A 20,706-nucleotide genomic window follows, 5' to 3' on the forward strand; every position below is an offset into this window, starting at 1 on the left:
CGATTACTTCACGCCCAAGGGGCTCACCAAATAATCCGCACCTGTTAGTTTGCCCTCGTGGAAAGACAGCACCCAAGCGCTAGCCTTCTTCGCTTCAATGGTCTCTAACGGCAAACGTCCCTGAGCGGACAACCATGCAATAGCATCAGGAATAAAAAGACCTTGGCTGACCACCACATGAGTACCAGGAGTTGCAATCAGCTCCTCACAAGCCTTCTGCGCAACCGTCATACGCGATAGCCACGCCTCATCATCAAAACGATCATCAACTACGACCTCCAACCCCGTAAGCTCAGATAGCGGTGCAGCGGTTTGCTGGCACCGCGCCGGGGTGGCGGAATGAATACTTGTTGGGCCGTAAGCTGCGAGCATGGGACCAAGTAGGTCTGCTTGGCGCTGGCCCTTTTTCTCCAGTGGTCGGATGCTGTCATTGCCTGCCCAATTGTGACGTTGATGTGCTTTAGCGTGACGCACCAAAATCACTCGAGTAGTGGTGGGCAACGCAAGACGTTTATAGGCCTTGTCTAGCACCAGGCGGTCCACGTCGTAGCTGAGAAGTTCTCGAGCCTCGGTGTAGGGGAGCCAGCGTAGTTCATCTACTTCGTTATTTTCTTCGAAGGCTTCATCGTGGACTTGGGCGATCCAGTAGTACACCACTTTGGTGCGTTCGCCGACGGGGTAGGACACTTTCCCGAGAAGCTTTCCCAAGTGAACGTGGTGGCCAGTCTCTTCACGGATCTCGCGTTCAGCGGTGACCGGTAGCGATTCGCCTGGATCAACTTTGCCTTTGGCAAGGGACCAATCGTCGTAATGCGGGCGGTGGATTACGGCAAATTCCACTGCTGGGTTTTCCGTGATTGTGGAGCTGTGGCGCCATAGAACAGCACCCGCTGCCAGGGTTGGCTTGGAAAATTCTTTTGTGGGATGAGCCGAAATTGTTTGGTAGCGGCCTGTGATGTCGAAAGCTGACTGTTGGTCTTTGTCTACTTCGTGGAGCTTGTTAGAAGACGTCATGAAAATGCGTGACCTTTCTCGCAGTGCATGCGGTTTTCAACAATCTTAAGCCTTGATCACGCCGTCGGTGGCATTGCCATCACCCCAATACCATCGCATAGCAATAGTCTTATGTATAGGGAGATGCTGGGAACAGATATAGTCGAATACAACGAGTTTTATGGAGTGTATCCGTGCGAATTAGGAGGCAAGTGATGAAGATCGGTGTGATGGGTGCCGGTTCTTGGGGAACTACCTTGGCTAAAGTCTTTTCAGACGCAGGCTGTGATGTCACCTTGTGGGCACGTCGTGAAGAAGTTGCCCGAGAAATCAACACCGAGCACACAAATTCCACCTATCTTCGAGGTATTGCGTTGCCGCACACCCTCACGGCCACAACGCAGCCAACGCAGGCGCTGTGCGATGCCGATGTGGTTGTCCTCGCGGTTCCCAGCCAAACATTGCGTGGAAATCTTGCTGAATGGTGTGCGGATATTCCGCAGGATGCTTTGTTGCTGAGCTTGGCAAAAGGCATCGAAAAAGAGACATTTTTGCGCATGAGTGAAGTAATCGCGGAGGTAACGGGTGCGCAACCTGACAAAGTGGCTGTCTTGTCAGGTCCGAATCTGGCTCGAGAGATTGCAGAGGAACAACCAGCAGCCACCGTTATTGCCTGCACAAACGAGAAAAATGCCCAGCGTATCCAGCATGCTTTGGCGGCTCCTTATTTCCGTCCGTATACCAACACAGATGTCATCGGTTGCGAGATCGGCGGGGCTTGCAAAAATGTGATCGCTCTCGCCTGCGGTATGGCATCTGGCAGGGGGCTAGGAGAGAACACTCTGGCAACGTTGATGACGCGTGGTCTAGCGGAGATCTCACGTTTGGGTGTAGCCATGGGTGCAGATCCGCGAACCCTATCAGGTTTAGCTGGGTTGGGGGACCTGGTAGCTACATGTTCATCGCCGTTGTCGCGTAACCGCACCTTTGGTGCCCGTTTGGGTGAAGGCAAGACTTTAGACGAAGCCCGTGCAGCGACAAATGGGCAAGTAGCCGAAGGAGTTATATCCTCGCAATCTATTGCGCGGCTAGCAGATTCCTTGGGGGTTGATATGCCCATTACCCGTGCGGTATTTGGAGTATGTCATCGTGATCAAAATGTTGCCGACATGGTGGCTGCATTGATGGGGCGTACCAAGAAATCTGAGTAGCTACAGGGTAGAGTTTCCGTCTGTGAGCCAAAATCTTTCAGCACAGAACTCTTCAGAAACTCCTCGTATTAAAGTTGCCATCATCTATGGTGGCCGCAGCTCAGAACATTCCGTGTCGTGTGTGTCTGCCGGCGCTATTATGGCGCACCTTGATCCGCAGCGCTACGAGGTGTTCCCAGTAGGTATCACGCACGACGGTGTGTGGACTGTGGGGGAACCGGATCCGACTCGGCTTAAGACTGTCGACCGTGTGATGCCAGAGGTTCAGTTCACAAGGGAAGTATCGTTGTCGGTCAACCCAAACACCGCTGGCGAGCTACGTTTCGAGGATGGATCGCTTTATGCCAAAGTCGATGTAGTCTTCCCAGTCTTGCATGGTCGCTTTGGCGAAGACGGTACGATCCAAGGTCTATTTGAGCTCTCTGGTGTGCCCTACGTTGGAACTGGTGTGTTGAGCTCCGCTTGCGGAATGGACAAGGAATTTACTAAGAAACTCATGGCGGCTGAAGGTTTGCCAGTTGGCAAGGAAGTTATCCTTCGCGGCTCGGAAACGTTGACTGAAGAACATAAGCGTGAGCTTGGTTTGCCAGTGTTTGTTAAACCTGCTCGTGGTGGATCATCCATTGGTATTTCTCGTGTAGCTGATTGGAGCGAATGGGACGCGGCATTGAGTCTTGCACGCGAGCACGATTCCAAGGTGATCGTCGAGACTGAAATTGTGGGTGTAGAAGTCGAATGCGGCGTGCTTGAGCGTATCGACGGTTCCCTGATGGCGTCTGTTCCCGCCCAGCTGCAAGATACCGATGAGGGTGACGAAGGTTTCTATGGTTTTGATACCAAGTACCTGGACGATGTGGTCACCGCTCACATTCCAGCGCCCTTCGACGCGGAAACTACTGCGTTGATTCAAGAGCTGTCGCTGAAGGCTTTCACAGCTTTAAGCTGCCGTGGTTTGGCACGCGTGGACTTCTTTGTCACCGACCATGGACCTGTGCTCAACGAGATCAATACCATGCCAGGATTTACCCCTATTTCGATGTACCCCCAGGTATTCGAGGCAACAGGTATCGGTTATGCGCAGCTGCTCGATAACTTGATCGAGCAGGCCTTGCACAAATAATTTGCGTTAGCGGATCGACTCCAACGCCTCAGTAATTGCTACGAGCGCGGCGTTACCAGCCTCATGCGGCAGGTTCACCGCGACCGTAGCTTTTTGATCTAATGCGTAGTGCGTCGATGCGGTCGTACCATTACGCAATGTGGTGTCTTCAAACCACGGAACCGAATTGATCTGGTTGAGGCGTTCACCAGCCTTATACGATTTCGGGAACTCAACTCCACAACGCAGCACTACGGGCTCAAAACCAGCCGCAGTCCACACAGCGCTGCCATCAGGAAGTGAAACAGTGGTGTTCTTCCGGTATGTAATGTCTTTACCAAAGCTATCCGGAACCGACTTCAACAATGCACGACACGTCGCAGAGTGCTCCTCACCAGCATGAACCTGAAGATCCGTTAGCGGAATAGGGTGCGGCTTCGTTTCCTTATTCTCTAACACAGATACTGCACCCTCAAGCTCCTCCAAAGGAGTTTCATGCTCTCCGAGAGCCTCGGCATCTGCAGTTACTGCAACAATTGGGAAGCGGTCAACCGAATACCACGTGCGTAATGTTGAGCCCGGCGTGGCATCACCCACCTCCACCCACTCGGCGTTGGCGGCGTCGATACGCTCAGATAATGCGGTGAATTGCAACGGTGCGTCCACTCCACAGCGAATCGTAACGCGCCGAGTGGAATCAGACTGCCACGCAGCAGCCCCAGCAGGCGCAGGATCAGCAATCTGGGCACGCTTATGGCCCAAAACATGCTCAGGGAGGGCCTCCAAAAAATCATGGCACTGCGCAGAATCACCCAACGGGGAACCCACATCCGACATCGCCACCGGCTGATGCGCCGCCTTGTCGTACACAAGCTTCGCACCGGCCAAAACGCCGACAACTAACACAATGGATAACACCAAAGCTATAACGATCGGACCGCGGCGAAAAGAATCATCTGAGTGCATAAGCACATAGTAGATCAGATAGAGAACCTGCCAAGAAGTGGCCTACTATCGAAACCACACCGGACCCCACCACCGAGGAGTACCCACCACCGTGACTGAAGAACACATCCGAAACAACCCCACCCTCAAAGAAGTCGGCGAACAAGCCGCCATCAATGTCATCACAGCACACGCACCAAGCTCCCGCAATGGCGATGACGCAGCAGTTCTTAGTCACGCAGGGGCTAACTCCAGGGCAGTCGTCACCACCGACATGCTCGTAGAAAACCGACACTTCCGCCTCGACTGGTCCACCCCAGCAGAAATCGGCCGCAAAGCCATCACCCAAAACTTCGCCGACATCGAAGCGATGGGAGCGCGCCCCGTCGCAGCCCTTCTAGCCATATCCGCACCCGCATACACACGATTGCAGTTCGTCTCCGACCTAGCACGCGGAATCGCAGAACGCGTGAGCGACTACTCAGCAGAACTTGTCGGCGGCGACATCACCGACGGCGACGCGATCGTCTTATCCGTCACAGCCGTAGGCCAACTCGGTGGATCACTACCCGAACTTGCCCTCGACCGTGCCCGCTCTGGTCACACTGTCATCGCCAGTGGAGTGATCGGCGAATCAGCCGCAGGACTAGCCTTGCTCAACAGATTCGGTAGAGACGGCGTCCCCGAACGATTCATGCCACTAGTATCAGCACACTGCGCAACCTACGTCCCTGAAGGACGAGGCTTTGTCGCACGTGCCGCAGGCGTATCCTCTCTTACCGACAACTCCGATGGCCTCATCGTGGATCTGCGCACCATGGCCCGCAAATCCGGCGTAGTCATAGACTTGGACCCCAGCGCCATCCAACCCAGCGCACTGATGCGTGAAGCAGCCGAAATTCTCGAAGAAGACCCATGGCACTGGGTCCTAGGCGGTGGGGAAGACCACACACTTATGGGAACAACAGCGCACGCAGTACCTACCGGATTCCGAAAAATCGGCACGGTAATCAAACGCAGCAACCAACCAACTCACGCTGCCGGCGAAGTCCTCGTCGGCGGCGAAGCACCAGCATACGACGACGGATGGGTGAGCTTTTAAACATGAACAACACACCACTGCCAGTTCATCCCTCATGGATAGAACCACTAGCGCCCGTGACTGACAACATTCACGCCATGGGAGACTTCCTCCGCAATGAAATCGCCCAAGGCCGTGGCTACTTGCCCGCAGGATCAGACATCCTCCGCGCATTCCAATACCCATTCGACGACATCAAAGTGCTCATCGTTGGCCAAGATCCCTACCCAACACCAGGACACGCCATGGGCCTATCCTTTTCCACACAACCCGGCGTACGCCCACTGCCACGCAGCCTCGCCAACATTTTCAAAGAACTGTCCGCCGACCTCGGCATCCCAGCCCCCACAGACGGCGACCTCACCGCATGGTCGCGACAAGGCGTGGCACTGTTCAACAGAGTCCTTAGCGTCCAACCCGGAAACGCTGGCTCTCACCGCAAAAAAGGATGGGAAACCATCACAGAAACCGCCATCCGAGCACTCGCACAACGCAACACACCACTCGTCGCAATCCTGTGGGGCAAAGACGCCCAAACAACCCAAGCATTCCTCGGCGACACCCCCGTCATCACCTCACCACATCCCTCACCACTATCAGCATCCCGTGGTTTCTTCGGATCCCGCCCCTTTAGCCGAGCCAACACCATCCTCGAACAACTAGGCACCACCCCCATCAACTGGGAACTATAAAACCCCTGTGCCAAACCAACCCCCACCCGCTTTCAACCACTACACTATTTTTCCATGCCAAACATCACGTTCCTCGGTGCACACGACCTTCTCACATGGGCTACCACCGCCACCGCAGAACTCGTAGCGCGCCGGGACGAGATCAACGCCCTTAACGTATTTCCCGTGCCAGATTCCGACACCGGCTCCAACATGGCACACACGATGACAGCCGCTGTGCAACAAGCCCAAGGCGTTGACAACCCAGACGACCTAGCAGCAGTCGCCATGGCATTGGCCACAGGCGCAGTCAAAGGTGCACGGGGAAATTCCGGCGTCGTGCTCAGCCAAGTACTACGCGGCATCGCACACCACGCGGACAGCGGGCGTATCGACGCCCACGTGATCCAAGAAGCTCTGCGATCCTCCCTCGACTTCGTAGCCGCAGCGATCTCAGATCCCGTTGAAGGAACTGTCATCACCGTGCTACGCGCGGCTGCTATCGCTGCAACGAACGCCGAAGACCGAAGCCTCGCAGCAGTGGTAAGCGTAGCTGCCCATGCTGCGCGCATCGCTTTGGCAGAAACACCATCACAACTACAAGTCCTCCGTGATGCAAAAGTCGTCGATGCCGGTGGCCAAGGCCTTGTCATTCTCCTTGACTGTCTCGAACACGTCGTGACCGGTACCGCAACCAGTTACGACCCCCACATAATCGAAACAACAGAACAACAGCAATCTCACGGAACCAGTGGCTACCTAGAAGTCATGTGTTTTATCACTGGGGTAGAAGTATCCCACCTCCATGACCTGCTAGCACCTCTCGGAGACTGCCTTGTTATCGGGCCGATCAGTGATACCTCGGCAACCGTACATATCCACTCCACCGACGCGGCTACCGTAATTTCAACGCTATACGCAACAGGAACGATCACGGATCTCCATATCGAAGTTCTCCCCGAAACCCCTAAGGTTGTTCACCCCAAACGCATCGTTCTCGCGCTTACCCCACCAGGCGACCTCGCTCAGCTCTATACCGACGCAGGAGCCCTTGTCGTTGTTCGCGACGGGCACCACTTTGCCATTGCCCGAAGCACCAACTTAGGCCAAGCCGAAACCCCACTTGCTGACGGCATCGAGATTGTGAACGAACTCGTCACACGATCCCACCAAAGTGGGGCACAAGAAGTCATACTCCTACCCAACGGATTACTGACCACCCAAGAAATGGCAGCCGTTGAGCGTTCCAGCCAAGCCTTCAAACAATCCATCACTATGCTGCCCACTGGAAGCCTCGTACGCGGCCTCGCGGCACTATCCGTCCACGACCCACAGCAAAGCCTTGCCGTAGCAACCTATGCCATGACCGAAGCCATGAGCGGAATGCGCACCGCAGTCATCGAACGCGCAGAACATGCAGCACTCACCCCAGCCGGCGCCTGCGCCAAAGGCGACCTTCTCGTCCACCTTGGTACCGAACCCATCGCCGTAGCGGAACAACCCGAAGAAGCACTCCGAATTGCCTGCCGCCGCCTCCTCGACATCGGCGGTGAGCAAATACTCATCCTCGCACGCAAAGAACTAGCCCTTACCCCCGACAATCACTCACTGACTGGGCCACACACCGATGTAGAGATCAATCAGTACGATGTAGATCGTCTCGGAGCTCTCATCGAAATCGGAGTGGAATAACACCATGCTCGGCTGGCACGACCAACGACCACTGGCACAACTCTTGCCAGCCAAAGAAGCAAAAGCGTTCTCTCGACACTTCAGCTTCACTACCGTCGAAGACCTACTCCAACACTTTCCCCGCGGATACGCAGCCCACGGCACTGGACTCGCAGCCGAAGCCGCAGAAGAAGGCGACATCATCACCTGCGTGGGAACCATTGTCGACACCCACGAGCAACCCGATCGCAACGGATACAGCATCTACTCCGTCGTAATCTCCGACGGCTTTACCCGCAGCACCGCCACATTTTTCCGTGCCACATGGATCAAAAAAGTCCTCACCCGCGGAGCACAAGGAATCTTCACCGGTAAACTCAAATTCTTCCGCAATACCCCACAACTCCAGCACCCCGACTTCTTCCTCTTCCCAGAAAAAGGCAAAAAAGCAACCGGAACCGGCGGAATGCAAGCACTATCAACCACCGGCGAACTCGACGACATCACCGACATCCTCGTCGCCATGAGCTACCTGCCGGTCTACCCAGCCAAAAAAGCAATCCCAACCTGGCGCATCCTCGGCGCCGTCCACAACATCCTTACCCACACCCCACACATCGAAGATCCACTCCACGAATTCGCACCCCACGACCTCCCTAGCTTCGATCAAGCACTACGCGGCATCCACGAACCCGACGAACACGGCCCCCAGCCCTACATCACACGCATCAAATACGACGAAGCCCTCACCCTCGCGCTCGTCATGGCACTACGACGCGCCGACACACAACGTCGACACGCATACCCCATGCCCCCAACCAACGATGGCCTACGCGCGCACATGCTCAGCCACCTCCCATTCGAGCTCACCGAAGGCCAACACAACGTCCTCACTGAAATCAGCGCAGACCTCGCACAACCCACCCCCATGTCCCGCCTCCTACAAGGCGAAGTAGGCTCCGGAAAAACCATCGTCTCACTCCTCGCCATGCTCCAAGTCATCGACGACGGCAAACAATGCGTACTACTCGCACCCACCGAAGTACTCGCAGCACAACACGCAACATCCATCACCCAACAACTCACCAACGCCGGCATCAACATCAACGTCACCCTCCTCACCGGATCACTACCCACCGAACAACGCAGAAAAGCCCTCCTCAACATCATCTCCGGCGACGCAAACCTCATCATCGGAACCCACGCCCTCATCCAAGAAGGAATCGAATTCTTCGACCTCGCACTCTGCGTCATTGACGAACAACACCGATTCGGAGTCGAACAACGCGACCACCTCCGCAACCAAGGACGCGACACCAACACCCCACACGTCCTCGTCATGACAGCAACCCCCATCCCACGATCCATCGCCATGACCGCCTTCGGTGACCTCAGCGTCTCAACCCTCAAACAACTCCCCGGCGGACGACGCCCCATACACAGCTACGTCATCGACCACCAACACACCACATGGACCACACGCATGTGGGAACGCATACGCGAAGAAATCGACAAAGGCCACCAAATCTACATAGTCTGCCCCAAAATCAAAGACTCTGGGGGAGTAGAAGAAACCACCCATCAACTCACCACAGGCATACTCGCCAACTACCGCATCGCCATGCTCCACGGAGCCATGCACCCCGAAGACAAAGACACCACCATGAAAGCCTTCGCCGCCGGAACTATCGACGTCCTCGTAGCCACCACCGTCATCGAAGTCGGAATCGACGTCCCCAACGCCACCGTCATGCTCATCCGCGAATCCGAAAACTTCGGCGTATCACAACTCCACCAACTCCGCGGCCGAGTCGGACGAGGCGGCAACGAATCCATCTGCTTCTTCCACACAACCGCACAACCAACAACTCCCGCCCACAACCGAGTCACAGCCGTCGCCGCAACCACAGACGGATTCGAACTCGCCGAAATCGACCTCACCTACCGACACGAAGGCAACATCCTCGGCACACAACAATCCGGGCACACCAACAGAATCATCAGCTTCATCCACGACAAAGACCTCATCGAACGCGCCAACAACGACGCAACCCACATCGTTACACACAACCCCCAACTAGCACGCCATCTCGTCGCCGACATCGACGACACCACCCAAACCTACATTGATAAGTCATAACCACCCCCATGCGATAAAGTAACAAACATGAAAATCTGCGCCCCGTTCGCCGGAATAGTCCACTACAAAGTCTCCCTAGGAGACACAGTCACCACCGGACAAGAACTCGCCTCCGTCGAAGCAACCAAACTCGAAGCACCCATCATCGCGCCGGGGCCAGGTATCGTTGCTGAAATAACGAGTAGCGATTTTGACGATGTTGTTGGGGGAGACGTGCTCCTCCGAGTCGTGAGTCAGGAGAAGCCATGACCCGTATCATTTCAGGTGAAGCCCGTGGGCGAACTATTAAAGTTCCAGAGCACGGGACGAGGCCCACATCAGATAGAGCACGTGAAGGCCTATTTTCCTCACTTCAAGTACGTTTTGGTTTTGCTGGTGCACGTGTCCTTGATTTATTTGCGGGATCTGGTGCATTGGGGCTAGAAGCTGCTAGCCGAGGTGCCGAGTCGGTTGTTTTGGTAGAAAACAACCCGAAGGCTGTCGCTGTCATCCGTCATAATATTGCCGTTGTTGGACACCCTCACGTTGATGTCGTAGAGATGAAGGCATCCACTTATGTCGCTTCAGCACCGAAGAATCATTTCGATATGGTGTTAGCAGACCCACCCTATGATCTTGACGATCAGGCAGTCGTCGAAATGCTTCATGCGCTCATTCCTACGCTGGTAGATGGGGCAGCAATAGTGGTTGAACGACACCGTGATTCTCCCGAAACGGCATGGCCAGCATGCTTCGTGCCTACCACTCAGAAGCTAAAAAAACGCACATTCGGGATTGCACGAATGGACATGGCCGTTTTCCATGCTGAGCTCGTAGAGGAGTAAAAACATCATGCGTAAAGCAGTGTGCCCAGGATCTTTTGACCCAGTGACTATGGGGCATCTTGACATCATCGGAAGGGCGGCCCAGCAATACGACGAGGTCACTGTTTTAGTGACTGCTAACCCCAATAAGCCCTCAGGTATGTTCACCGTCGATGAACGCCTTGCCCTTATTAAAGAATCCACTGCGCATTTTGTGAATGTCAAAGTGGATAACTGGGCAGGACTCCTTGTTGATTACACTACGGCCCACGGTATCGATGCAATCGTCAAAGGGCTTCGAACGGCACTGGATTACGAATATGAGCTACCCATGGCTCAGATGAACCGAAAGCTATCTGGTGTGGACACCCTGTTTTTGATGACAGATCCACAATATGGTTACATTTCTTCTACACTCTGTAAGGAAGTAACAAAATATGGTGGGGACGTCTCAGATATGTTGCCACCAGCTGTAGCCGCAGCGATTGTGGAGAAAGTAAAAAGCTAAGTATAGGATTTGCACTTGTTGTCTTAATAATCGTAATAATCGGTTGTTTACTTCAACTTCTAGTAAGACTTCTTCTCCTAGTCGCATTGGCATTAGTGGTATTCGGCGCAACTTATCTACCACCGACACGCGGAAAGATTCCCGCAATAGTGGCGGGTATCGCCGGTGGGTTTATGAATACCCTTGCAGGGGCCGCAGGTCCTGCGATCACTGTGTATGCCCAAGCGTTAAAGTGGGATCAATAGCGCTTCGCTGCAACTCTACAACCCATATTTGTTATTTCGGGGCTTGTATCCTTCATCGTAAAAATTGTCGCAGGTGCAGGAACAATTACGCAGATATCAGCATGGATATGGATCCTAGGTATTGCAGGAATGTTTTTGGGTATCAGTCTCGGCGCTAGGGCTTCGAAAATGGTGAGCCGAACTCACGCACGAAAGCTCGCTTTGCTCCTAGCTACAGGTGGCGGGGTATCCGCTGTTGTTCGCGGATTAACGGGGATCCAAGAAAGGGTGCCCCACGACAGAAACAGTCGTGGGGCACCCTAGTGCTTTTATAGATTCTAAACTTACAGAAGGCTTGAAAGGAATGCCTTGGTGCGCTCGTGTTGAGGGTTATCAATGACCTGTTCTGCTGGGCCTTGTTCCACAATGACGCCACCATCCATGAAAGCTACGGTATCGGCAACCTCGCGTGCGAAACCCATCTCATGGGTAACCACAAGCATGGTCATTCCACCTTGAGCTAGTTCTCTCATAACGCGAAGTACTTCACCAACGAGCTCAGGATCAAGAGCAGAAGTGGGTTCGTCGAAAAGCATGAGCTTTGGCTCCATAGCAACTGCACGGGCAATTGCTACGCGCTGCTGTTGGCCACCGGACAACTGGGCTGGATATGCGTCTGCCTTATGCTCCAACCCCACTTGCTTGAGCAGCGCCATTCCGCGAGAACGAGCCTCCGATTCCGAAACGCCCTTAACATGCACGGGTGCCTCGATAATGTTTTCAATGACTGTTCTATGCGGGAACAAATTGAAGTTTTGGAACACCATACCGATACCGGAGCGCTGTCGGGCAGCTTCTTTTTCGGAAATTTCGTACAAAACTCCACCGCGTTCGCGATACCCAATCAGTTCACCGTCAACATAAAGGCGACCACCGGAGATCTTCTCGAGGTGATTCACACAGCGAAGCAGTGTGGACTTACCCGAGCCAGACGGGCCGATAAGACACGTCACTGTTCCTTGGGGAACCTGGAGGTCGATGCCTTTAAGCACGCTCAACTGGCCGTAGTTTTTACACAGTTTCTGTGCATCAATCATGAGATTGTCCGTCATGGCTTAGGCGCCTTTCTTAGGAGTGCGGGGAGTGTGCGGCTTGGGTGTTTCTGCAATGATGTCAACATTTTTGGGAAGAGTGCCTTCAGCGTCAGCAAGTGCCGCGAGTTGACGTGCAGTGAGCTGGCGCGTTGCGCCACGGTCGTAATACTTCTCCAAGTAGTGTTGGGCCACCATGAGCAACGAGGTAATCACTAGGTACCACGTTGCCGCAACGAGCAAAAGTGGTACTGGGTCGAAAAGCGCTGCTGCGATATCGGTTGCACGACCATAGAGCTCAGAGGTGTAAGGGATTGCCACAACCAGTGAGGTGGTCTTCAGCAATGAAATAAACTCATTGCCAGTAGGTGGGACGATGATACGCATTGCTTGTGGCAATACAGTACGACGAATGGTCATCCACCAGCTCATACCTAAAGCTTTAGATGCTTCTGTCTGTCCCTCGGGAACTGCTTGGATACCTGAGCGGACAATCTCAGACATGTAAGCAGCCTCGTTAAGCCCAAGACCTACGACTGCAAGAATAAACATGTTGGAAAGCAGGTTTTCCAACGAAATTTCGGTAAAGCCCAAGTTGATGCCGCTGTAAATAGAGCCCAATAGTCCCCAGAACACCAACTGAACGTAGACCGGGGTACCTCGGAAGATCCACAAATAGAACCACGAAATACCACGCAAAACAGGGTTTGGCGACATGCGCATAATTGCTACTATGCAGCCTAAAACGACACCCATGAGCATCGACAAGATCGTAATAGCTAGCGTATGCACTGCAGCAGAAGCAATACGAGTATCAAAAAGATACTGGCGATAAATATCCCAGCCGTATGCATCGTTCGTGGCAGCGCTAATAAGAAACCAAACAAACAGGGCGAGAATAATAATGGCAGCGACCCAGCGGCCCGGATGCCGCAATGGTTTTGCCTGAATAGGTTGTGGGGAAATCATGGATAAGTCCTTTTAACGAGGGGAAATAAACGGGGAAGATACACGTAAAGCGTCGAGTTAGATAGGTTTTTCGTTGATCATTCCTTGCTCAACGTAACCTTCTTTGACTCCCCACATGTTCAAAATCTTTTGGTAATCGCCAGTTTTGATGAGATGCTCCAAAGCTGCGGCGATAGCTGGGCCCAGAGGTGAGCCTTTAGGGACAGCAAATCCGTAAGGAGCCGCATCGAAGATTTCACCTGTAGTAGTGAGCTTGCCCTCTGCACGTTCGACAGCCCATCCCACCACGGGGGAGTCTGCGGAAAAGACATCTGCGCGCCCTAGAACTAGTGCGGTAGCCGCTTGGTCAGAGGTGGCATAAGGAAGAATTTCGACTGGTTTTTTACCCTCGGCGATACATTTTTCTCGCAAAGGATGAGCATCATCGGTTTCTGCCACAGTGGTGCGCTGTACTGCGATAGTCAGGCCGCAGGGATTTTCGCGAGAGACTGAAGAGTCCTTTTGTACACCCCATTGAATGCCGGCATACAAAAAATCGACGAAATCATAGTTTTCACGACGCTCGTCGTTATCTGTAAAACCGGAGGCGCCCACGTCGATTGTTCCTGCGCTTAACGACGGAAGAATCAATGAGAAGTCTTGCTGCTGAGCCTCATATTTTAGACCCATTACCGCAGATATTGCCCGCATCAAATCCATTTCCATACCAATAATGTTGTGGTTGGAGTCTTTGAATTCGAATGGTGCAAACGGTGGGTTAGCACCTGCCACCAAAGTGCCGCGATCTGCTAGATCTTGCGGAACCATGGCAGCGATCTCGGGGACAGCGGCTGGGGTTACTTCCACCCAAGAATCCGGATGTCCTTGTTCTTCGTTGGTAACACACGCGGTAAGCGGTAATGCCAACGCGACCGTGGCGCATATAGCCACAACGTGAGAGCGGATTGTCATTCTTAAAATAATACCGTGATCTTCATAATATTAAGAATCCCTGCCGCAGGTATCCGCAAAACGGGGTAGCTATTTGTGGTGTGAATTCTTACGCTCAAGCAAAATTTCCGCGAGCACTACGCAAGCTACAACTACTGCACCCAAGGCGATAAAACCAAATGTTGTGCCTGAACCAGCTGGCGGCCAAAGGAGATCGGCATTGTCCGTTTGCCAAGGCCACAGTGCGCGAAGCGAACCGAGCATCATACCGGCCATGGTGGCCAAAGTTAGCGTGTGGTGGCGGGTCATGAGAACATCGAGAACCTTGATAAAACATGCCAAGCCTGTAATGGCACCGGCAGCGAACACTGCGATGATGGTGAAGTTACGGTCACTTACCGCTTGGATAATTGGTTCGTAAAAACCCAGTGCCAGCAAAATAAATGAGCCGGATACGCCAGGTAGGACGAGTGCACACACGGCAACCATTGCTACAAAGAAAACAATCAAAAGCGATGGGTCAGTCTTGGGCTCTGAGGTCATGCTTGTGGCAAAGAAAGTTGCAATAGCGCCAATAATAAAAAGAAGTAGGGCCGGCAATTTCTGAGAGCTCAAGCTTTCAGCCCGAATCATACGCAATGGAACTACTATTGATACCGAAACCATTCCTAGGAACAGGGCACGCGCTGTTATAGGGTGGTGGTCAACAAAGTGATGCATCACGGAAGACATAGTAAAAACAGCGCCGATCATGCCCACAGCTACCGATGCTAAAAATCCCCACTCCACGCTTTTGATAGAAGTTTTAAGCTGGGATCGATCGCTTATTAGGACACGCACAATATGGACAAGAGCATTGCCATTGTGAATTGCTCGTTCATAAATGCCGGCGACTAAAGCAACGGTGCCACCAGAAACGCCTGGCACCAACTCTGCGAGTCCGATCAATGCGCCAAAAACCACATTGATTACTGCGTTGATGGGGCGAGTCTTATTAGTATTGGCCTTCACAGGGGAGGTCATGGTTCTACTTTCTCGTCTCAAAGAGAGTGGTTGAATGAACTCTCCACTGTAACCTACTGCGTTAAGAGAACCTCTTTTTATTGTGAAATCCCATCAAATTTGTGACGGGATTAAGAAGGCACACTCCGATGTGAGCCTGTCTATTGGAGGGGCTAAGTAGAAAAACTAAAACGCCTTGTACTAGCAAAATGCTAATAACAAGGCGTAATTATTGGTGCCCCTGGTGAGACTCGAACTCACACTGCACGGGTTTGTTATCAAGTGTGAGTATAAAACCACTACCAGCGACAATAGTAAAAACTATCCATCGGTGTGCCTTTTATTGGTCGAAAACATTTCAAGCACCGCAGTCACATCAGGCACCAATTCCGGTGTACTTTCCACATAATGCTTTTTCGTGATCGACACCCCCGAATGCCCCAACAACTTCGAAGCAGCATCCAAAGAATCAGTATTCGTCACAATCGTAGCGACACTCTGACGGAACACTTTCCACGACACCCAACCAAAATCATCACCACGCGCCACACGCCATGCACGGTTCAAATTCGCCCGAGAAATCATCGTCTCACCCCCACGAGAACCGAACACCCACTCACCATTCCTCTGACGTAACCGACGCCGCAACATCTGAACCGCCGTGGGAGTCAACGGGTACAGCAAATCCTTACTACCTTTGCTGATTGGCTGGTACACAATACCCTCGCCCTTGATGAACACCTGTGTTGCCGAAATATGGACAGTGTTCTTCGCAAAGTCCACATCCTCCCACCGCAATGCCAACACCTCACCAATGCGAGCACCCGTCGACATCAATACATCCACCACATCTAACAACGGCTGATTCGTGATCGGGCGCTCCTGCCACCGGCGCACATTGCCACGCAACCGCACCAACTCATCCGCCGTCAAAGACCGCACAGCTTTCTTCCGCACTTCCTTACGACGCTTTGAGCCAGCCATCAAATCCACACCCAGTCCACGCCGCAAGATAAACCGCGACACATCTGACATGACTGTAAAAGCATTGCCATAGTTGCCGGGGGAATCTGCATAAATTTCATTCAGCATGTCTTCCACGACACCAGCGTTCAGTGTCCAAATCGGGCGATTGCCGATTCTTGGCACAATGTGGTTCCGCATAACGCGCTTGTAGTTCGCAAGGGACTGCCTACGGGTCGCATCGTAAGTCTCTAGGTGCTTCTCCCATGCGTCAACGAGAGTTGCAAACGGCATTTGTGCCGTATAAATGGGGCGATCAACCAATTTGTTACGGAGTCGACGTTTCGCTTCTGCACTGGTTTTCCCCGTGGCGGTAACCCGTCGTGTTACACAGTCCGCGTCACGGTATCGGGCGCTGGCTAGATGTGAGCCGCTGGGCGTTTTCCGGACGGTGATTTCGCCGAATGTGCCCGGTTCTAATGGTGGTCTGGGCATGATTCTTCTTTTGGGTGGTGCTAGGTGGGGTTATTTATGCCGTGGGTCGTATTCAATGCCATTCTGGGACATGGCGCCGGAAACAACGTTTGCTTCCGCCATGGACTTGATCATGGCGTTGAGGCTTTTACGTTGTGCTTTCGTGAGCAGCTTCGCTTCTTCTGGTGGTGTCCATTGTTGGGGTTTGAAGGGGAGTGCTTCACGAATCCACTTGGTGACGGTGGAGATGTCTTCATCTAGGACTTGTGCGAGGGTGTGCATGGTGGCGATTTGTGGGCGTCTTGTTTCGCCGCGGATGATGCGCCCAACGGTAGAAGGGTGAAGGCCTGTGTCGCGTTGTAGGGCGCGCAAGGATGGTTCGCTTGTGACTGGGCTTACGAAGCCTGCTCTGCGGAACGCAGATGCCCAAGGTTCGGGAACTGCGTCATTGTAGGCGTTCATGGTGTTGTCCTTTCTGGGGTGTGTTGGGTTTAGTGCCTAATTTTCGACACCCTAAATCGTAGTACACAAAAAGCAAAAAAGGGCTACTGGAAAGTAAAGTTTGCACAATTGGCCGTAAGTGTTGCAAAATAGTTTTGCAACCCCCTGAACCGTAATGGAAGGCAAAATGGCTAACGCAAATACCTTAGAACTCCTATCGATCAAAGAAGTTGCAGACCGGCTCAGCGTCTCAGAACGCACGTTACGCAACTGGCGGCAGGCCGGCGGGCACGCACTCATGAACCTCAAAGCAATCCGAGTTGGCGGCCCAGGTGGCCCCCTTCGCTGGCGCTCGGAAGACGTCGACGGATTCATTGCAAGTCTTGCCTATGAAGCATCCTAAAAACCCTAAAAACACATCGAACGGAAATTCGAAAAGCCTAGGAGAAACACCTTGCGTGAATACGCACAAATCCACCTACGTATATGGGACGACGATGATTTTAGAAACCTCTCCGTCTGCGCCCAACGCCTCTACCTCCTGCTCCTATCCCACCCGACACTCAGCAACGCGGGAGTGGGGGACTGGCGCCCCGCACGCCTCGCGGTCCTTGCAGGAGAATCCACAAAAGCCGACATTGTGTGGGCCTCACGCGAACTCCAAACCTCACGATTCGTTTATGTCGATGAGGAAACGGAAGAGTTTTTAGTCCGCTCATTCGTCAGAAATGACACCGTTTTACGCTCCCGGAATATGGGTACGGCGGTCGCAAAATCCATCAAGATGATCGCCTCTAGGAACCTTAAAACGCTTGTGATTCGGGAGCTACAACGCGCAAAACATGAGGAAACCATCAGAAAAGGGCTGGAATCCAAGGAGTTGCAGGGCTATCTTAATCGCGAAATACACCCAGATGAATATAAATATGCCCAGCTAGAATTGAATGAACGATTGAATGGCAATTCAATTGAAACTTCACCCATCATTCAATCCCCAAACCAACTTTCGTTGTATCCGTCATACAACCCACAGTCGTATAAAAAAATCCCAGAGTTGTATGAAGAAATGACCCCCTACAACAAACAACTAACAACTAACAACAAGCAAGAGGGGGTTACGGAGGTAGGGAACACTACTGGCGCACACACATACGCGACCCCTCAACCCCAAAAAACTCAAACCCAAACCAGCCCATGGGCGCACGCTCACGCGGCGCCACGCCAGACCATCACCGAACAACCGCCCGACCCGACCCCGCCCAGCGCCCACCACGGCTACACGCCAGATCACAACCCAAGCCACTGGTGCAACGAAGACAACCCCCGCTGCGAACAACACGCACACATTCCCCCAAGCCAACACGTCCCACCATGTCGCCAATGCGCCAACGTCAAAGCATGGTTCAAACAACAAAAAAACCAGATCAAAGCCCAAAGGCGGCAACAAATCGACCAATGCGACCAATGTGACACCAACGGCCTCATCACAGCCCACAGGCCAGACGGAACCCCATACGCATACCGATGTGACCACCAAACTAGCCCAAAAACACGCCCAGAAGCCCCGCAGGAGCTCCAAAACGTGCAAAACGACCAATCACACCAAACCCAACATCCAACCCCGCAAAACGCCGCACAGGACAAAAACCAACCCGCCAAACCACACACCACCGCCCACACAACAACCCAAACCTCACCAACACAACAACCCACAAACAAACAAACATTCGAAAAACACAACCCCACAACAACCCCGCAAGAATCGCCTTCGTTCAACCCGTCACGGGCGCGCACACATCTAGCAGCGGTATCCGCATGAACCCCCGGAGAACTACGCTTAAAAGCCCTGAAAAAGGTTCTCGGTTACCCCCATATTTTGGCATGGGATATACATCGAACACGTGTGTGGGTACTGTGTGGAGAGCGCGAATTTGGGTTCGACGCCGACCCGCAGGTTCGGGACGTGATACGACAGTTTTCTTAACGAAAAGTGCCCTAAAACGGTGTGGGTGTTGCAATGCATGCCCCCGTTCATGCTGTGAAAAGGTGTCGAAAGTTAAAGTGCAACACTTAGCCCAAAATTATGCAACACTTGGTGTGGGTAACAGATCACACCAATGCCCAAACCACCCTGCAAAGGAGAAACAATGTCGATGACCTACCGAACACTGGACTGCCACATGCCATGGCTTAAGTTCATCGACTGGGTGATGGAAGGAGCCCCCATGAACCGATCACTACATCTCAACGATGTGAAAGAAGAACTACTCGCGCTCGCTAAATTCACCTGTCATGACACGAATGATGAGTTCGAGGCGGAAATGTGCAGGTTTCGCGCTGCCGAAGGTCTTGCATGTTTCTGGATGAGTATTCATCCGGCCCAGCGCGCCCGCGTGGTGGGCAAATACTTCGAACTTACAGGGTTCAAACCCGATGCTGACCCATTCGGGCACATCACCGCCTACATGCCGGAAGAAGACCTCATCACCGACCAGGCGAAAGAATATGGCTGTGAGAGCATCTTCCGCTTCATTGGGTCGTTTCAGGATTCACTGGTGAGGGAGCAGTTTCTTCAACTTATAAGCCAATACCCGCGCCTACGCCAAGTCTTCATAGAAAACTGTGCGGTCATCGGGGAAACTGATGGGGTAGACCCCTCGGAGGGGAGGCGCGCCGGAAGAATCCTCGAACTCTACCTAGCCTCCAACCCTGCATTCACTAAGTGGTGGAAAACGATCACCGGCTAGGAATCCAATAATCACCATGTGGCACACTATGATGGTGTTGCAAAACAATTCACAGCACCACTCATTGAAGCCAAGGGAGTCCATCACATGCACACCGACATACTCACACGGAAACTTGGCATACTCACCACCCCACAAACCATCACTAACCTCGACGGAAACGACTACGTTCTACCACCAATCCTTGATCAAATCGGGGAACTCAAGGCTAAACAGATGGATCATTCCGGTGGTGGAGCGTCTACCACTGGAGGCAGTGCACCCCTAAGTTTTGCAGCGCTTGACTGGGAAACCAGCCTCATTAACGCCATTGAGTACGCCTATGGGCATAACATGTCCATGAAAACCGTGGGGCAAACTGTTAAGTACGCTATCCGTAACTACCCACAGGAATCCATGGTGGAGTGGTTTGAGAAGCAACTCGACCACCTCACACAACACGCATGGACAATCATTTACCCCGCAAAGTTCGAAGTCATCGGCGCATGCCCACAATGTGGCACACACACCGCCAAAATCGGGGACGCCATCACAACCGCCCTACAGGTTCATGAAGTTTTCGCCCGGTGCGGATACTGCCAAACAATGTGGTGGGGTACAGAAATCATTGACCTTGCCAGCCACTTTGGAGCTTTAAAAAACACCCCAACTGCCATAGACTAACCCACATGGGGCTGAACTATGTCCAATAAAAGTACACAACACCACCCCAACATGCGGGTGGTGTTTTTCATGTCTGAAAC

The 20,706-nt window shown here is 53.0% G+C and carries 20 protein-coding genes; 12 read left to right on the forward strand and 8 right to left on the reverse strand.

The genetic code is table 11. The annotated features are described in order from the left end of the window. Window positions 1-3: 3 nt before the first annotated feature. On the reverse strand, window positions 4-1,014 hold the full coding sequence (locus AT687_RS05080) for an NUDIX hydrolase (protein ID WP_014318967.1): 1,011 nt from the start codon (window positions 1,012-1,014) through the stop codon (window positions 4-6). A gap of 194 nt (window positions 1,015-1,208) precedes the next feature. Here AT687_RS05080 and AT687_RS05085 point away from each other — a divergent pair, with 194 nt between their 5' ends. Both AT687_RS05085 and AT687_RS05090 read left to right on the forward strand, forming a co-directional pair. Then, on the forward strand, window positions 1,209-2,204 hold the full coding sequence (locus AT687_RS05085) for an NAD(P)H-dependent glycerol-3-phosphate dehydrogenase (protein ID WP_010934824.1): 996 nt from the start codon (window positions 1,209-1,211) through the stop codon (window positions 2,202-2,204). A 22-nt stretch (window positions 2,205-2,226) separates the two neighbouring features. Beyond that, window positions 2,227-3,324, forward strand: coding sequence for a D-alanine--D-alanine ligase family protein (locus AT687_RS05090; protein WP_014318968.1), 1,098 nt, complete (start codon window positions 2,227-2,229; stop codon window positions 3,322-3,324). Window positions 3,325-3,330: 6 nt separating this feature from the next. Here the strand turns inward: AT687_RS05090 and AT687_RS05095 are convergent, their stop codons facing one another. Then, on the reverse strand, window positions 3,331-4,269 hold the full coding sequence (locus AT687_RS05095) for a DUF3515 domain-containing protein (protein ID WP_010934826.1): 939 nt from the start codon (window positions 4,267-4,269) through the stop codon (window positions 3,331-3,333). Window positions 4,270-4,360: 91 nt separating this feature from the next. On the opposite strand from AT687_RS05095, the gene AT687_RS05100 reads away from it, so the two are divergent. The 7 genes from AT687_RS05100 to coaD are packed head-to-tail and all read left to right on the forward strand — an operon-like array spanning window position 4,361 to window position 11,122. Beyond that, the gene (locus tag AT687_RS05100; RefSeq protein WP_003851243.1) at window positions 4,361-5,350 is read left to right on the forward strand and encodes a thiamine-phosphate kinase; all 990 of its coding nucleotides are present in this window, start codon (window positions 4,361-4,363) and stop codon (window positions 5,348-5,350) included. 2 nt (window positions 5,351-5,352) lie between these two features. Next, window positions 5,353-6,021, forward strand: coding sequence for a uracil-DNA glycosylase (locus tag AT687_RS05105; protein ID WP_010934828.1), 669 nt, complete (start codon window positions 5,353-5,355; stop codon window positions 6,019-6,021). Window positions 6,022-6,075: 54 nt separating this feature from the next. Next, window positions 6,076-7,692: a DAK2 domain-containing protein gene (locus tag AT687_RS05110; RefSeq protein ID WP_014318969.1), complete on the forward strand. Its 1,617-nt coding sequence runs from the start codon at window positions 6,076-6,078 to the stop codon at window positions 7,690-7,692. A 4-nt stretch (window positions 7,693-7,696) separates the two neighbouring features. Beyond that, entirely contained in the window at window positions 7,697-9,811 is a 2,115-nt protein-coding gene (locus AT687_RS05115; RefSeq protein ID WP_014318970.1) for an ATP-dependent DNA helicase RecG, read from the forward strand. A gap of 27 nt (window positions 9,812-9,838) precedes the next feature. Further along, window positions 9,839-10,060: an acyl-CoA carboxylase biotin carboxyl carrier protein subunit gene (locus AT687_RS05120; RefSeq protein WP_003851253.1), complete on the forward strand. Its 222-nt coding sequence runs from the start codon at window positions 9,839-9,841 to the stop codon at window positions 10,058-10,060. Next, window positions 10,057-10,635, forward strand: coding sequence for a 16S rRNA (guanine(966)-N(2))-methyltransferase RsmD (rsmD, locus tag AT687_RS05125; protein WP_014303310.1), 579 nt, complete (start codon window positions 10,057-10,059; stop codon window positions 10,633-10,635). The genes AT687_RS05120 and rsmD overlap by 4 nt, the downstream gene beginning before the upstream one ends. Window positions 10,636-10,642: 7 nt before the next feature. Then, a complete protein-coding gene (gene coaD, locus AT687_RS05130; protein ID WP_014303311.1) occupies window positions 10,643-11,122 on the forward strand; it encodes a pantetheine-phosphate adenylyltransferase in 480 nt (159 codons plus the stop codon). A 568-nt stretch (window positions 11,123-11,690) separates the two neighbouring features. Here coaD and AT687_RS05135 read toward each other — a convergent pair. The 6 genes from AT687_RS05135 to AT687_RS05160 all read right to left on the reverse strand — a co-directional run bounded on the left by AT687_RS05135 (window position 11,691) and on the right by AT687_RS05160 (window position 17,237). Next, the gene (locus tag AT687_RS05135; protein ID WP_003851262.1) at window positions 11,691-12,458 is read right to left on the reverse strand and encodes an amino acid ABC transporter ATP-binding protein; all 768 of its coding nucleotides are present in this window, start codon (window positions 12,456-12,458) and stop codon (window positions 11,691-11,693) included. A gap of 3 nt (window positions 12,459-12,461) precedes the next feature. Beyond that, entirely contained in the window at window positions 12,462-13,406 is a 945-nt protein-coding gene (locus AT687_RS05140) for an amino acid ABC transporter permease (RefSeq protein WP_014303312.1), read from the reverse strand. Window positions 13,407-13,463: 57 nt separating this feature from the next. Next, window positions 13,464-14,357 (reverse strand): ABC transporter substrate-binding protein, encoded by an 894-nt coding sequence (locus AT687_RS05145; RefSeq protein ID WP_003851266.1) that lies wholly within the window; start codon window positions 14,355-14,357, stop codon window positions 13,464-13,466. 69 nt (window positions 14,358-14,426) lie between these two features. After that, window positions 14,427-15,359, reverse strand: coding sequence for a DUF368 domain-containing protein (locus AT687_RS05150; protein ID WP_014318972.1), 933 nt, complete (start codon window positions 15,357-15,359; stop codon window positions 14,427-14,429). Between the two features lie 300 nt (window positions 15,360-15,659). After that, complete coding sequence (locus tag AT687_RS05155; protein WP_158308754.1) at window positions 15,660-16,595, reverse strand: tyrosine-type recombinase/integrase; 936 nt, start codon at window positions 16,593-16,595, stop codon at window positions 15,660-15,662. Between the two features lie 231 nt (window positions 16,596-16,826). Continuing rightward, window positions 16,827-17,237, reverse strand: coding sequence for a helix-turn-helix domain-containing protein (locus AT687_RS05160; RefSeq protein ID WP_014318974.1), 411 nt, complete (start codon window positions 17,235-17,237; stop codon window positions 16,827-16,829). A gap of 166 nt (window positions 17,238-17,403) precedes the next feature. Here AT687_RS05160 and AT687_RS05165 point away from each other — a divergent pair, with 166 nt between their 5' ends. The 3 genes from AT687_RS05165 (at window position 17,404) to AT687_RS05180 (ending at window position 20,626) form a co-directional block, all read left to right on the forward strand. Beyond that, entirely contained in the window at window positions 17,404-17,619 is a 216-nt protein-coding gene (locus AT687_RS05165) for a helix-turn-helix transcriptional regulator (protein WP_041740489.1), read from the forward strand. Window positions 17,620-19,369: 1,750 nt separating this feature from the next. After that, window positions 19,370-19,963, forward strand: coding sequence for a hypothetical protein (locus tag AT687_RS05175; RefSeq protein WP_148265457.1), 594 nt, complete (start codon window positions 19,370-19,372; stop codon window positions 19,961-19,963). Window positions 19,964-19,981: 18 nt separating this feature from the next. Continuing rightward, a complete protein-coding gene (locus tag AT687_RS05180) occupies window positions 19,982-20,626 on the forward strand; it encodes a hypothetical protein (protein ID WP_041740491.1) in 645 nt (214 codons plus the stop codon). Window positions 20,627-20,706: the final 80 nt, after the last annotated feature.

It is taken from the genome of Corynebacterium diphtheriae (assembly GCF_001457455.1).
Classification (GTDB): domain Bacteria; phylum Actinomycetota; class Actinomycetes; order Mycobacteriales; family Mycobacteriaceae; genus Corynebacterium; species Corynebacterium diphtheriae.

Excerpts from the sequence above, each read along its gene's own strand:
- AT687_RS05080 (WP_014318967.1), bottom strand. The coding sequence starts at position 1,014 with ATGACGTCTTCTAACAAGCTCCACGAAGTAGACAAAGACCAACAGTCA.
- AT687_RS05085 (WP_010934824.1), top strand. The coding sequence starts at position 1,209 with ATGAAGATCGGTGTGATGGGTGCCGGTTCTTGGGGAACTACCTTGGCT.
- AT687_RS05095 (WP_010934826.1), bottom strand. The coding sequence starts at position 4,269 with ATGCACTCAGATGATTCTTTTCGCCGCGGTCCGATCGTTATAGCTTTG.
- AT687_RS05105 (WP_010934828.1), top strand. The coding sequence starts at position 5,353 with ATGAACAACACACCACTGCCAGTTCATCCCTCATGGATAGAACCACTA.
- AT687_RS05110 (WP_014318969.1), top strand. The coding sequence starts at position 6,076 with ATGCCAAACATCACGTTCCTCGGTGCACACGACCTTCTCACATGGGCT.
- AT687_RS05115 (WP_014318970.1), top strand. The coding sequence starts at position 7,697 with ATGCTCGGCTGGCACGACCAACGACCACTGGCACAACTCTTGCCAGCC.
- AT687_RS05120 (WP_003851253.1), top strand. The coding sequence starts at position 9,839 with ATGAAAATCTGCGCCCCGTTCGCCGGAATAGTCCACTACAAAGTCTCC.
- rsmD (WP_014303310.1), top strand. The coding sequence starts at position 10,057 with ATGACCCGTATCATTTCAGGTGAAGCCCGTGGGCGAACTATTAAAGTT.
- coaD (WP_014303311.1), top strand. The coding sequence starts at position 10,643 with ATGCGTAAAGCAGTGTGCCCAGGATCTTTTGACCCAGTGACTATGGGG.
- AT687_RS05135 (WP_003851262.1), bottom strand. The coding sequence starts at position 12,458 with ATGACGGACAATCTCATGATTGATGCACAGAAACTGTGTAAAAACTAC.
- AT687_RS05140 (WP_014303312.1), bottom strand. The coding sequence starts at position 13,406 with ATGATTTCCCCACAACCTATTCAGGCAAAACCATTGCGGCATCCGGGC.
- AT687_RS05145 (WP_003851266.1), bottom strand. The coding sequence starts at position 14,357 with ATGACAATCCGCTCTCACGTTGTGGCTATATGCGCCACGGTCGCGTTG.
- AT687_RS05150 (WP_014318972.1), bottom strand. The coding sequence starts at position 15,359 with ATGACCTCCCCTGTGAAGGCCAATACTAATAAGACTCGCCCCATCAAC.
- AT687_RS05155 (WP_158308754.1), bottom strand. The coding sequence starts at position 16,595 with ATGCCGTTTGCAACTCTCGTTGACGCATGGGAGAAGCACCTAGAGACT.
- AT687_RS05160 (WP_014318974.1), bottom strand. The coding sequence starts at position 17,237 with ATGAACGCCTACAATGACGCAGTTCCCGAACCTTGGGCATCTGCGTTC.
- AT687_RS05165 (WP_041740489.1), top strand. The coding sequence starts at position 17,404 with ATGGCTAACGCAAATACCTTAGAACTCCTATCGATCAAAGAAGTTGCA.
- AT687_RS05175 (WP_148265457.1), top strand. The coding sequence starts at position 19,370 with ATGACCTACCGAACACTGGACTGCCACATGCCATGGCTTAAGTTCATC.